This is a genomic window from Desulfosoma caldarium, assembly GCF_003751385.1.
Lineage (GTDB): Bacteria > Desulfobacterota > Syntrophobacteria > Syntrophobacterales > DSM-9756 > Desulfosoma > Desulfosoma caldarium.
In genome coordinates, this window is record NZ_RJVA01000010.1 from 547892 (window position 1) to 561307 (window position 13416).

The window sequence follows — 13416 nt, forward strand, 5'->3', positions numbered from 1 at the left end:
CAGAACGGGCCGCCATGAGCGGACGCGAAAGCGGGAAGCGGCGCATCTTGGCGGTTCATGAAGACGACGCGCCGACCGTCTCTGCCGGATCCATGGAATGCATGACAAGACCGCTGAACACTTTCGGATAAAAATACGTGGCCTTGTGCGGCATAATCAAGCCGGCTCGCGCCACATCCCTAACCTGGTCCACTCGCGTTGGATTGACGAAAAAGCCCATGGCCGCCTCTCCGGCGGCAATGGCGGCCAGAGCCTCGTCGCAATCATGGCAGAAGCAAATGTTTTCCGCATCGGACAAATACGCCTCATCCAGGCCCAAAAGGCCTCGCAGCACGAGATGATCCACGATCACCACATCCAGGTCACGCAACACCTCGGGAAAGCCTCTGTTCGCGAGAAAAGACCGAGCGGCGTTCCTATCCACGTGAAGCACCCAATAGGCATCGCCGCCATGGTACACGAATCCGATGGCCGTCTCCTTCAGGGCACGGAAAGATGCCAAACGCTCCAGCCACGCTGCCCGTCCTGCATCACTCATGGGATAAGACAACACCTTAAAAAACGGTTCGCCCTCGGCGATGACCTTTGACGCCCTGCGCACCTCCAGGCGAGGCAACAACCGGTGGGTGGGCAGCACCACAAGACCGTCGTCTTCCATGGGACAAAAGTAGGTGAGCACATAATGAAAAGGCGCGGTGTGCGGAGCGTCGCGATGTTTTTCCATCATGAGGCGACGATAATTGAGGGCGGTTTCATACCGATGATGGCCGTCGGCAATGAAAATGTCCTTATCCGCCATGAGGCTTTGAAGATGCTGCACCTCTTCGGCATGCTTCATGCGATAAAGGCGGTGTAGGCAACCCCGAAAATCTTGACATTGCACCAAGGCTTCCCCGCTTTGGTGCGCTTCCAGAAGCTCCCGCACGCGCCCATCGGCATCGCTAAACAACACGAAAATGGGACTGAAATGCACGTGGCACTGCATCAAAAGGGCCAGCCGTTCGTCTTTGACCTTTTGAAACGTGCGTTCGTGAGGCCGCACGCATCCTTGCCCGAATTCTTCGAGGCGAAGCAGACCAAAGAACCCTTGACGAACCTTGCGAGCCCCCTGAAACGGGTATTCAAGGGCATAGGGGAAAAAGGCCGGCTGTGATTCGCGCACAAGGATGCCTTCCCGGCACCACTGATGAAGATATTGGGAAGCACGCGTGTGCGCGTTGTTCTGAGGTGTATCCTCATCCGTTGTCTTTCCTCGTTCGAGACGAATCATGTGATAAGGATGCATGGCATAAAAGGCATCTTGTTCCGCAGGACTGATGATGTCGTACGGGGGTGCCATCACGCGACCAAGATCCCCCACGCGGTCGAGGTTGTAACGAAGCGCGCGAAAAGGAGCTACGACGGCCATGAATACATTGCCTTTCTTGAAAGAGAAAGAGGTTCTCGGTGCCCCGCCTTTCGGTGAAACACCGTTCCAAGTAAGCAAGCTCTGACAACGCCTCCGTATCACACGAGCGCCTCGTAAGCAAGAAGGCCCTGCACACCCTCACTCTCCGGACAGCCCACGAAAATCGTAGCCAGAAAAGGGCAATCCCATAAAATCCATCACCCAGCGGGCGAGATCGAGCCAGTGCATGGAAAATTCCACCACAGCATGATCACTGGAAGCGATGACACTCTCGGACCGCGGAAAATGTTTTTCCGGAACAGGCACAGCCATCGCTTCCCCGGCGAGGCCGTGCTTCTGAAGAGATTCCCTGTATCGAGCGGCCAGTTCACCGCTTTGACTCATGGGCGCATCAAAGAGAAAGTGCACTTCCACGGGGGGAAAAGCTTGAAGGAACGAAAGAATCGCCTTCAGGGCAACCTCGGTGACTTCGGATAGGCGATAGCTTCGAGAGAGGCCCGCCACATCGCGCAAAGCGCCGTCATTGGCCAAGACCATGGGCCTTTGGAGAAAAAGGCTTTCCACCGTGATGTGCACATTATGGGCGTCCACCCACAAAGGGTAGCGACGCCACCGAGTGCCGCGCACCCTTTTGGCCAGCCGATGCAACGCACGACTTTGTGAAAACACACCTCGGCGAAGGAGATCTCGGTCGGTGCGCACCAAGGCAAAGCGATCCCCGACCCACTGCAGAGCGGCTTCGCGCGGGTAGCCTCGGTCTTGAAACCAAAGAAAGTCGCGGGCCGCCTGGTAAATTTTTTCACCAGAAGCCGCTTGCTGGCACGAAGGCATGGTCAACATCTGGTCAGAGAGGTTATTCGAGAATAGGGTAATTGACGCCAATGGCATAAATCAAGATTTGACTCCATGGCGTCAGGATGCGTGCTTGGGAAGGGAGCGCACCATGGCGGTTCAGGGTTCAAAGGGACCGGCAGGTGGCGGCCCCTTGTTTTAAGAAATGGATTTTCGACGGTCTAGCTTTTGGAAGCGGCTCTCTCTTGGGCTTTGCGCATTTCTTCCGCTCGCAATTCCTTTCGCAAAATCTTGCCCACCATGGTCTTCGGCAGCGACTCTCGAATCTCTACAGCTCTCGGCACCTTATAGGCAGCCAGCTTGGATTTGCAAAACTGAATGATTTCCTCTTCCGTCACCGTCTCCCCTGGTTTGGGAACGATAAAGGCCTTCACCGTTTCTCCCCGGTACGGGTCGGGCACGCCCACCGCCACTGCATCCAAAACCTTGGGATGCGTGTAGAGCACCTCGTCAATCTCCCGAGGATAAATGTTGTAGCCTCCGGCAATAATCATGTCCTTTTTGCGATCCACAATATAAAAGTAACCGTCCTCGTCCATCGTGGCCACGTCTCCGGTGTACAACCAACCATCGCGCAGCGTCGACGCCGTCTCTTCGGGCATGTTCCAATAGCCAAGCATCACCTGAGGGCCTTTGACGGCCAGCTCGCCGGGTTGGCCCACAGGAGCCTCGCTCACACCGTCTTCCAGGCTGATGATTCGCGCATCTGTGCTTGAAACGGGAATGCCGATGGATCCCGGTTTTCTCGTTCCGCTGATTGGATTGACATGCGTGACGGGACTTGCCTCGGAGAGCCCATAGCCTTCCACGATAATGCAGCCGGTCATGTCTTCAAATTTCTTCAGCACCTCCACCGGCATGGGCGCGGAACCCGTGATGCAGAATCGAATGGAGGACAAATCGTAGTCCTTGACCTTGGAATGATTGACCAAAGCCACGTATATGGTGGGCACGCCCGGAAACAAGGTCGGCTTGCTTTTGTGCAAAAGCTTGATAAATTCATCGACATCAAACTTGGGAACCACAATGGTGGCACAGCCACCGTACAGAGAGAAGTTCATGCAGACCGTCATGCCGAAAACGTGAAAGAAGGGCAATATGGCCACCAGCCTCTCCCGACCCCATCGAAAATCAGGGAACCACGCGGCCACTTGCAGCACATTGGCCAAAATGTTGCGATGGCTCAACATGACGCCCTTAGACACGCCCGTGGTTCCTCCGGTGTACTGCAACAGGGCCAGGTCATCCAGGGTAGCGGCGCAGGAATCCGTGAGCGGCGAATGCTTAGCTAGAAGCTGAGAAAAATTCACGATGCGGCGTCCATCGTAAGGGACGGCCATGAACAAGTTCTGTTTCTTGGCCTTGATGGGATACAGAAACCTGAAAAGGAAGGGCAAATATTCTCGAAGGCTGGTCACCACCACCGTACGAATTTTGGTAGAGGCCAAGACCTTTTCCACCTTGGGAAAGAGATGGTCCAAGACAAAGAGCACCTCGGCTCCGGAATCTTGCCACTGGTGCTCCATTTCCCTTTCCACATACATGGGATTGGTCATCACCCCCACGCCACCCACCCACAGGGTCGCGTAATAAGCGATCATAGTCTGAGGGCAGTTGGGAAGCATGATGGCCACCCGTGTCCCTTTGCCTACGCCCATGTCCTTGAGCGCCGCAGCCAGACGCAGCACCTGATCCCAAAACTGCCTGTAGCTCAACTTGGCGCCGAAGAACTCCGTGGCCGTATTTACGGCATATTTTTCCGCCGTTCGAGACACCAGGACCGGAAGCGGCCAATTGGGAAACTCGATCTCTTGAGGCACCTTGCTGTTATAATGTCTAAGCCATGGGCGATCCATGCACGTCCTCCTCCACATCCCCTTCCGTTATTCTCCGACGCACCCCTACCTTTCCCCGAGTGGCTTTCCCCTTCCCACTCACTCCAAGGCCCCGAGGACATACCTTGACAGGGCCTGGCGGCCCGTCCTCCGCCGTGAGCCCTTGCCGTTGAATTCTCAGCCCGGCGTTTGACCGCGACCCGCGCCGCACTCGCACGCCGAGCCCACTTTCACTAACACGTGCTTTTCATCTTGCGGACTTCTTCCGTAAAGGCCGGAATAAATTTAAACAGATCCTCCACAATGCCGTAATCGGCCTTGGTGAAAATGGGGGCTTCCGGATCCTTATTCACCGCCACGATGTACTTGGAAGATCCCATGCCCGCCAGGTGCTGAATCGCCCCGGAAATGCCCACGGCGATGTACAGATTCGGGTTGACCACCTTGCCCGTTTGGCCCACTTGATCGGAATGGGGCCGCCAGCCCGCATCCACGGCCGCTCGCGACGCGCCCACCGCGGCGCCCAGTTCCTTGGCCAGCTGTTCCAAAATGGCGAAGTTTTCCGCAGCCTTCATGCCCCGGCCACCCGAAACAATGATTTCCGCCTCCGTCAGTTCCACTTTGCCCGTGGTATCCAGTTCCACGCCCAGAGCTTGCGACCGAGCCTCCGGGAGATCAACGGGCACCTTTTCCACCTGAGCCTGTCGCGTGGCGTCCGCCGCCTGGCAATCCATGACATTGGGTCGGCAGGAAATCATGGGCAAAGCTCCATCGGCCCATTCGCACCAGGCCAAGCACTTGCCGGCAAAAATGGGGCGTTTGGCCTTGATAACGCCACCGTCACACACCACCTGAATGCAGTCCTGCGCCAATCCGGTCTGTAGCCTCGCCGCCAGCCGGGCGCTGAGGTCCTTGCCGTCCACCGAAGCCGGCAAGAACACCGCGGCAGGCTGCCATTGCTCGATGAGGGAGGCCACCACCGGCACGTACAGTTCCGGCACATAATTTTCCAGCGCCGCGTCGTCCGCCACAAACACCTTGTCCACGCCGTAATAGCCCAATTCCACCGCCTTTTCGCCCACGCCACATCCCACGGCAATGCCGTAAAGGGGCAGATTCAACGCATCGGCCACCTTGCGCGCTTCACTGGCTACTTCAAACGACACGCGGCGAAAATTCCCCGCACGAAACTCCGCAATGGATACCACACAGTCGGCCATTTCTTATCTCCTTACGCTCCCATGGCGTTGATCATCTCGTCTTTCGTGATCCCCTTGCCTTAAATCACCTTGGCCTCTTCATGCAGCGCCTTGACCAAAGCCGCCGCTTTGCCTTCCGTGTCCAGTCCGTCGTCAATGATACGGCCGGGCTTGCGCTCAGGAGGCATTTCCAGAGACACTATGCGAATCTTGGCGGCCTGCGCGCCACATTCGTCGGCACTCAGCCCCAGGTCGGCAAGCTTTTTCATTTCCAAAGGTTTCTTCTTGGCCTTCATGATGCCGGGAAGAGACGCATAGCGCGGGTTCCACACGGCATGAGACCCACCCATGGTCACCAAGGCGGGAAGGCTGGCCTGCAGCGTCACCTTGCCACCCTCGATGGGCCGTTCAATGGTCACGGTCGAACCGTCGGATTCCAGGGACACCGCCAAACCCAGATGGGGCCACCCCAAAAGCTCCGCCACCATGGGCCCTCTTTGCGCCAAGTCGTAATCCACGGCACGGGATCCACACAAAACAATGTCAGGCTCCAGCCCTTGCACCGCGGCCGCCAGAGCTCGAGCGACGCCCAAGCTGTCGCTGCCTTCCAGAGCCTCGTCGTCCAAGAGAACACCCTTGTCGGCGCCCATGGCCAGGGCGGTACGAACGGATTCCACCACGCGCTGCGGCCCCCAGCTGACGATGGTCACCGTGCCGCCATGCTTTTCCTTGAGGCGAAGCGCCGCTTCCACGGCAAATTCGTCATAAGGATTGATGATCCACTTGAGATCCTGTGTGACGATGGATTGCCCGTCCGGCGCGATTCGAATGACCGATTCCGTGTCCGGCGTTTGCTTGAGAAGCACCACAATGTTCACGACCTGTCCTCCTTTTCCAATGTCACGAGCTGCTTCACCCTCCACGATGTCGCCCATCATTTGGCGCGGGCGAAACGCCTAAAGCCTTCATCACCATGCCAAGCGGCCATGAGAAGCGTGCCCAAGGAAACCCTCATGGCTTATTTCGTCGAAGCGCAGAAGCATGGCCCTTTTGCACCACCCGTTTCCTCAGCGTCTTTTGCCCTCAACGTTCACCGGCCTTAGAGGCCACTGTCCCCGGTACCCATTGGAGCGCAGGCGCACGCGTTATGGCTTCTTTGGGCGCGGGCCGAGGACCCGCGCTCCAGGCACCCTCTTTCTTTATCCCCAAAAGCCCACCTTTCTCGGGAAATGCCCCCCGCGCGGAGCCCAAAAAATCCCTGAAGCACCACCGTCGCGCACCTTACACGAAGTCTTTGGCAAAAGCCAAGCAAAAAATGAATGATACTTCATTCATGTGCGCCGGCTGCTCTCTCTTCGCCATGATGGCGTTTGAGGTAAACCATCAAGACGGAAAGGGCCGCCGGCGTCATGCCGGGAAGGCGCGAGACCTGGCCCAGGTTTTCGGGACGCACAGCGATGAGTTTTTGTCGCACTTCGTTGGAAAGCCCCGGAATGCCTTCATAGGAAAAATCTTCAGGAATGCGCACCCTTTCCACATTTCGAAATTTGTTGATCTCCTTTTGTTGCCGCTGTAGGTAGCCTTCGTACTTGCACTCCACTTCCACCTGTTCTCGAACGCGCTCCGGAAGGGGTTCGAAAGGCGGCGCCAGGTGGGCCACATCGTCGTAGGTTAGTTCCGGTCGTTTGAGCAGCCGGTCTAAGGTCAAGGGTTCTTCCAGGAGCGCGCTGCCCTTGGCGGCAAGGTAGGCATTGACTTCGGCGGAAGGAAAAAGGCGGTGGCTTCGCAGCCGTTTCAGCTCTGCTTCGATGGCCCGCTTTCGCTCCACGAGTTCTTTGTAGGTGTCGCGGCTGTGCAGACCCAGCTGGTAACCCAGTTCCAGAAGCCGAAGATCCGCGTTGTCTTCTCGAAGCCACAACCTGTATTCGGCTCTTGAGGTAAACATGCGATAGGGTTCATTAGTGCCCCGGGTCACCAGGTCATCCACCATGACCCCCATATAGGCTTGGGAGCGGTCCAGGACAAAAGGAGGGCGCCCTTGGGCTCTGAGGGCCGCGTTGATCCCCGCCCACAAGCCTTGTGCCGCCGCTTCTTCATAGCCGGATGTGCCGTTGATTTGACCGGCCATGAAGAGTCCGGCCACCTTTTTGGTTTCCAGGGTGCGTTTGAGTTGGGTCGGCTGCACGAAGTCGTATTCAATGGCATAGGCCGGCCTCATGATTTCCGCTTCTTCCAGGCCGGAAATGCTTCGAACGAGGGTCAGCTGGATGTCATAGGGCAGGGAATTACCCGTACCGCTGGCATAGATTTCTTCCGTATCCAACCCCTCCGGCTCCAGAATGATCTGGTGCTCTTCCTTGTGAGGAAATTTCATGACCTTGTCTTCCAAAGACGGGCAGTAGCGGGCAGACACTCCCTTGATGGTGCCGTTGTACAACGGAGAAAGATGAATGTGGCGACGGACAATCTCATGGGTACGAGGGTGCGTGTGGCCCACGTGACAGGACACTTGCGGCAAGGCAATGCGGTCGGTAAAAAGGGAAAAGGGTCGAGGATCCGAGTCTCCGAGTTGTTCTCGAAAACGGCTGAAATCAATGGATCGCCGATGCAGCCGCGCCGGCGTACCCGTTTTCATGCGCCCCATCTGGAATCCCAGGTCTTTGAGCTGATCGGCTAGCGCGATCGACGGCAATTCCCAGGCTCGGCCGGCGGGAATGTGCGCCGTGCCAATGTGAATGAGGCCGTGAAGAAAGGTGCCGGTGGCCAGCACCACACATCGAGCGCCATAAAAGACACCCAATTGGTCCACCACGCCGACGACGGTCGACCCTTCTACCACAAGGGATTCCACTAGGGCTTGTTTGAGCTCCAGGTTGGCTGTTTTCTCAATTTCGTGCTTCATGGCCGTGCGATAGCGCACCTTGTCGTTTTGCGTGCGTGTGCCGCGAACGGCGGGACCTTTTTTGGTGTTCAGTCGTCGAAACTGAATGGCAGTGTGATCGGTCACCCTGGCCATGACGCCTCCGAGGGCGTCCACTTCCTTGACCAAATGCCCTTTGCCGATTCCCCCTACGGAGGGCGAACACGGCATGTGGGCCACGGTGTCCAAATAGAGGCTCAGAAGAAGAGTGCGGCACCCCATGCGGGCGGCGGCGATGGCGGCTTCACATCCCGCATGGCCGGCCCCGACTACAATCACATCATAGGTCAAACTCATGCTGGTCTATCCTTCCCAACTCCTATATACTTCATGCGTCCCGCAATTTGTCACGAGAAATGGAGGACCTTTTTCGGCCCATGGTCACCGGTACCAAGCCCTATCGGGACTACAACAGCTACCTGCGAAACCTTTTTCAGTGCCGAGTGCACAAGATCAGCCTGGACGCCGGACTGACCTGCCCCAATCGCGACGGTACCCTCGGAACCTCCGGCTGCATCTACTGCAATCCTCGAGGTTCGGGAACCGGCGCTTATTCCAAGGGGCTTTCCATTCAGGACCAGATTCGAGACGCCAAATCTTATCTCGCCGCACGATACAAGGCCAAGAAATTTTTGGCCTATTTTCAGTCGTTCACCAACACGTACGCCCCTCTGGAAAAGCTTCGCCAAATTTACAGTGAGGCCTTGAGCGATCCTGACGTGGTGGGCCTGAGCATCGGCACACGGCCTGATTGTGTGCCGAACGCCGTCTTAGACTATCTGCAATCCCTTTCGCAAAGGTACCTGATCTGGCTGGAATACGGTCTGCAGTCGGCTCATGACGCTACGCTGCGACGCATCCACCGGGGCCACAATGTAACTCAGTTCGTGGACGCCGTGGAAAGAACCCGGGCGCGAAACCTTCCCGTTTGCGTCCACGTCATTTTAGGACTTCCTGAAGAAACCCTGGACCAGATGATCGCCACCGCTAAGTTTCTCAGCCGTTTGGACATTCAAGGGGTCAAAATTCATGTTCTTTATGTGGTGCGCGGCACCGCATTGGAAAGGCTGTATCGGGAGGGGCACTATCGATGTCTGACGAGGGAGGAATACGTTGAAGCCTGCGCGGCCTTTTTGGCCCATTTGCCTTCCCATGTGATCGTGCAGCGGGTGACGGGAGATCCCCATCCCAAAGAGCTGGTGGCGCCGTCATGGACCCTGGAGAAACAGAAAAACCTTCAGGCTCTCCTGGCCCACATGGACCGAAAAGGTCTCTTTCAAGGAAAGTTCTGTACCCTGCCGCAGGCCACGTCTTTTCCCCTGCCGGTTTAAGGCTTCTACCGCCCGGCCCAGGCTACCTGAATTTTTGGCACCTCTTCTCACCCCTCATGGCGCCTTTAAAAAAGCCCTTCTCAAAGAAGACTTTGCAGGAGCGGCGCAAGTCGCCATACCACGCTCGGCCATCCAGCGCTCAGGAGCTCGCCTCAAAGGAACCCCTCTTGCGCTGCCCAAGGAACGGAAAGCCCCTCCACTATAAAGCTGCATTCCAGGGGCGGCCTTCGGCGTCCGCCTTGCCATGGACAGGGAGGACAGGGTGCCTGTGATGGGCCCAATACCCGTGGGCGTCTCTCCAAGACTCGTTCACACCACCCTTCTGTTCGGTTCGACTCAGCATAAGGGAAAGGACACACTCAAGAGCAATTCCTTTTCCCCTTTGCGCTGCAGGCGCACAAGGCAGCGATGGCGGTGAAGAATCATCTTGGCCAGTGGAAGATCCAGCAGACGCGACTCATCCATGCGACTGGTAAAGGGATAAAAGAAATGTTCTATATCGTCGTCAGAAACATGCAGACCGCAGGCCTGGACTTCAAAGAGCACGGCGTTGGACCCCGAGACGGATGAAATCTTGAGCGTGCCACCATCTTCAGGGCAATAGCTCAAGAAAGCTTTCAGCAGAACATGCAAGGATTTCTTCATTAGTTCCTGGTCCAGCATGAGGTGCGGAAGATCCGGTTGAAGCCGGACTTCGAGCCGCACAGCCTGGGCTTGAAGGGTGGGTGTGAGGTCCTTGAGGACTTGGGTAACCAGAGCGTTGAAATCGCACCGCACGGGAACAATCACCACCGGTTTCAAGTATTCTTGAATTCTCTTGAGAATGCTCTCCAGACGAGCCATTTCTTTCAATATGATCTGCACCTTTTGTCGATGAGGGCTATCCACGGGCAAGCGACCCAGAAGACGGCGCGCAAACCCTCCCGCCACGGCGATAGGATTGCGAATCTCATGGGCAAGGCGGGCGGAAATTTCACTGAGCGTCCGCAATTCCTCCGTTTGAATGATTTGTTGTTGCAGGGCGTGACGTTCGGTCACATCCATCAAGAAGCCGTCCACCATCTGGACTTTGCCTTCCATGTCCAGAGCGGGCAAAGCGTGGTCCAGGACATAGATGGGCTGACCGTTGCGATGCTGCACACGGTATTCTTCTCGAAATTCGAGACCTTCCCTTAGGCACTGATCCATAAGAGGCCAAATGCGGTCACGGTCCTCAAGCCAGACCTTTTCCTTCCAGAACCTGGGTCTTTCCAAGATTTCCGCCTGGGACATACCCAAGAGGTCTTCCACAAAGCGGTTGACGAAAACCATGGTGCCGTCCTTGTCGAGACGGTACACCACCAACGGAACCCGTTCCACCAAGGTGCGGTATTTTTCTTCCGATTCTCGAAGTTCTCGCGTGCGCGCCTGAACCTTTTCTTCCAGTGTGGCCGCATACAATTTGATCTGTTCCCGAGACATTTCCAGAGACCCTAGCATTTCATCCAGCGCATCGGCCAGGGTACCCAGTTCTCCAGATGGTCGCATATCCAAGGGCCGGGCAGCACGGCCCATGGCGATTTCTCGAGCAAAGGCAATCATGCGGTCGATGGGTCGAGTAAAGAAAAGGGCAATGACATAGATGGCTCCCACCGAAAGAATCATGCCGACCAAGCCCAGCCCAAGCATCCAGCGGCGGTAGCGGACTGTAAGGGCCACGGCGTCGGAGCGGTCCACGCCCACTTCCACCAACGTGGCCGGTTCTCCTCGATAGTTGGGCACGGCATGAATGAGGAAAGCGTAAGGACGATTCCCCACCTTAAGGTGAATATATTGGGGAACGGCAGAGCGAAACACGGAGGCGTAGATACTTGGAGGCCGGTCAAAGGTCTCGGCCAACGTCGATCCCACCACCTGGAGCGCTTTGCCCTCAGGGCGCCCTTCATGCAGGGATAGAATGCTCACATCCGCATCCCCGTGAAGGCGCATGGGCTCCAGGATCTTTTCACCGAGCGAAAACCCCACCTCCAAAAGCCCAACCAGCTGCTCTTGCCAATAGACGGGCACAACCCCGCGAATACCATACCCCGTCGCCCCCCATTCCAACCCATAGACTTCCCGCTCATCCCTGAGGACATCCTGAATCTGCTTTCGCTGCAACCAGAGTTCATCGCCGAATTGATAGAGCCGATGCAAGCGAAGGAACGAGCGCCCCGGAGGCACTTCAAAGTGAAACTGGTAAATGCCGTAATGGCGCCGCATGAATTCATAGGCGGGATAGCACAACTGAAGCAGCCGCATGCGGTCTCGGTCGGCCAAGGCTTTGGCGATTTCCGGGTTTCGAGCAAAGCCGGAAGCCAAGGACACAGCCCACTGGCCCCGCAGTTCCAGGGTGTGCAGAAAGGTGTTGTAGAAGCTTTCAAGCCGTTGGTGTTCTTGGCGCTGAATGAGGGTGTTTTGGCTCAAAATGGCGAGCCAAACCAGGGAGCAGGTCCCGAAAAAAGCGAGGACGATAAAGGGCACGATGAGCCGATAACGCAGAGGCAAGCTTCTCAAGCGTTCCAAAGCCCAGAATCCTCTGTTCGTGTTCCCGAAGTCGACCGTTTTCCAATCACATTCTTTTCTGGGTCGTGCCAAGGCATCGGCGCAGGGCGCAAGTCCGTGCGGGCACGAAACGCCCCGCTCGCCTCCCTTGTGCCGACGCCTTTGAACAGGCTCAGAGAGTCTTTTCAGAATCCTTCCTGGATTCCATAAAGGCACAGGCTTGAGCGAGCCGCCTGATGACCGCCTCCTTACCTAAAATATCCATAATTTCAAAAAGCCCTGGGCTCGCCGTCACTCCCGTCAGAGCCACGCGCACGGGCTGAGCGATTTTTCCCAGCTTGACGCCCATTTCTTCGGCTAATTCTCTGAAAATCTTCTCCACGGACTCTTCGGTAAAACGATCCAGAACCTGCAGGCGTTCCATCAAAAGCCGTAAAGGCCGAATCATGTCTGGGGTGAGAAATTTTCGCGCCGCTTGGTCGTCGTAGGTCACATGATCCACCAGGTAAAAACGTAGCCCTTCGGCCAATTCCTTGAGGGTGCGCGATCGCGGTTGCAGGGTTGCCGCAGCCCGTTCGAGAAACGTGGCGTCTTTTTCTGGCAAGGACATCTCTCGAAGAAACGGCTGGATCAAGCTTTGAAGCTCTTCTGGGCTTTTCTTCCGAAGGTAATGAGCGTTCAGCCACAGAAGCTTTTCCATGTCGAAAACACTCGCCGATGAGCCCACATGGTCCAGCTCGAATTTTTCGACCAGTTCCTCTCGGCTGAAAATTTCCTGATCCCCATAGGACCACCCAAGGCGCACCAGGTAGTTGACCAGGGCTTCCGGCAAGAACCCCATTTCTTTGTAAGCCATGACTGAGGTGGCACCGTGGCGCTTGGAAAGGCGCGTGCGATCCTGGCCGAGGATCATCGGCACATGGGCAAATCGAGGCAACGGGGCGCCCAGAGCCTGGTAGAGCAGAATCTGGCGCGGCGTGTTGTTCACATGGTCGTCGCCGCGGATCACATGGGTGATGCCCATGGAGACATCATCCACCACCACGGCGAAGTTGTAGGTGGGCATGCCGTCACTTCGAAAAAGAACCAGATCGTCCAGTTCCGCGTTGTCAAATTCAATGGGCCCCTTGATCACGTCGTTAAGGACCGTTGTGCCGACCTGAGGACAGCGAAAGCGGACCACGCGACCAGGCCCGGGTCCCAAACCTCTTTCTCGGCATCGACCGTCATACTTAGGTTTCCTGCCTGCTTTAAGGGCTTCCTGGCGACGCCGTTGCACGTCTTCAGCCGAACAGTCGCAATAGTAGGCGTGCCCTGTGTCCAAAAGCTTTTGTAGGTATTCTCGGTA

The 13416-nt window shown here is 56.6% G+C and carries 9 protein-coding genes; 1 reads left to right on the top strand and 8 read right to left on the bottom strand.

Annotation, left to right across the window (positions count from 1 at the left end; translation table 11 throughout):
• Positions 1–55 precede the first annotated feature (55 nt).
• The 6 genes from EDC27_RS05785 to mnmG all read right to left on the bottom strand — a co-directional run bounded on the left by EDC27_RS05785 (position 56) and on the right by mnmG (position 8511).
• The gene (locus EDC27_RS05785; RefSeq protein ID WP_123289643.1) at positions 56–1408 is read right to left on the bottom strand and encodes a DUF1015 domain-containing protein; all 1353 of its coding nucleotides are present in this window, start codon (positions 1406–1408) and stop codon (positions 56–58) included.
• A 138-nt stretch (positions 1409–1546) separates the two neighbouring features.
• Entirely contained in the window at positions 1547–2239 is a 693-nt protein-coding gene (locus EDC27_RS05790; RefSeq protein ID WP_170161634.1) for a DUF434 domain-containing protein, read from the bottom strand.
• 182 nt (positions 2240–2421) lie between these two features.
• Positions 2422–4116: a long-chain-fatty-acid--CoA ligase gene (locus tag EDC27_RS05795; RefSeq protein ID WP_123289645.1), complete on the bottom strand. Its 1695-nt coding sequence runs from the start codon at positions 4114–4116 to the stop codon at positions 2422–2424.
• A 212-nt stretch (positions 4117–4328) separates the two neighbouring features.
• Positions 4329–5315, bottom strand: a complete 987-nt coding sequence (locus EDC27_RS05800; protein WP_123289646.1) for an electron transfer flavoprotein subunit alpha/FixB family protein — start codon at positions 5313–5315, stop codon at positions 4329–4331.
• Between the two features lie 59 nt (positions 5316–5374).
• A complete protein-coding gene (locus EDC27_RS05805; protein WP_123289697.1) occupies positions 5375–6172 on the bottom strand; it encodes an electron transfer flavoprotein subunit beta/FixA family protein in 798 nt (265 codons plus the stop codon).
• Between the two features lie 449 nt (positions 6173–6621).
• A complete protein-coding gene (gene mnmG / locus EDC27_RS05810; protein ID WP_123289647.1) occupies positions 6622–8511 on the bottom strand; it encodes a tRNA uridine-5-carboxymethylaminomethyl(34) synthesis enzyme MnmG in 1890 nt (629 codons plus the stop codon).
• An 80-nt stretch (positions 8512–8591) separates the two neighbouring features.
• Here mnmG and EDC27_RS05815 point away from each other — a divergent pair, with 80 nt between their 5' ends.
• Positions 8592–9545, top strand: coding sequence for a TIGR01212 family radical SAM protein (locus tag EDC27_RS05815; RefSeq protein ID WP_123289698.1), 954 nt, complete (start codon positions 8592–8594; stop codon positions 9543–9545).
• Positions 9546–9881: 336 nt separating this feature from the next.
• On the opposite strand, the gene EDC27_RS05820 is transcribed toward EDC27_RS05815, so the two are convergent.
• A complete protein-coding gene (locus EDC27_RS05820) occupies positions 9882–12089 on the bottom strand; it encodes a cache domain-containing protein (protein WP_170161635.1) in 2208 nt (735 codons plus the stop codon).
• Positions 12090–12240: 151 nt separating this feature from the next.
• Positions 12241–13416 (bottom strand): glutamate--tRNA ligase (gene gltX, locus EDC27_RS05825; RefSeq protein ID WP_123289649.1); only part of this gene is annotated, 1176 nt, incomplete at its 5' end.

What these genes read in the sequence shown, in the direction of transcription:
- EDC27_RS05785 (WP_123289643.1), bottom strand. Translation starts at nt 1,408, where the DNA reads ATGGCCGTCGTAGCTCCTTTTCGCGCGCTTCGTTACAACCTCGACCGC.
- EDC27_RS05790 (WP_170161634.1), bottom strand. Translation starts at nt 2,239, where the DNA reads ATGCCTTCGTGCCAGCAAGCGGCTTCTGGTGAAAAAATTTACCAGGCG.
- EDC27_RS05795 (WP_123289645.1), bottom strand. Translation starts at nt 4,116, where the DNA reads ATGGATCGCCCATGGCTTAGACATTATAACAGCAAGGTGCCTCAAGAG.
- EDC27_RS05800 (WP_123289646.1), bottom strand. Translation starts at nt 5,315, where the DNA reads ATGGCCGACTGTGTGGTATCCATTGCGGAGTTTCGTGCGGGGAATTTT.
- mnmG (WP_123289647.1), bottom strand. Translation starts at nt 8,511, where the DNA reads ATGAGTTTGACCTATGATGTGATTGTAGTCGGGGCCGGCCATGCGGGA.
- EDC27_RS05815 (WP_123289698.1), top strand. Translation starts at nt 8,592, where the DNA reads ATGGTCACCGGTACCAAGCCCTATCGGGACTACAACAGCTACCTGCGA.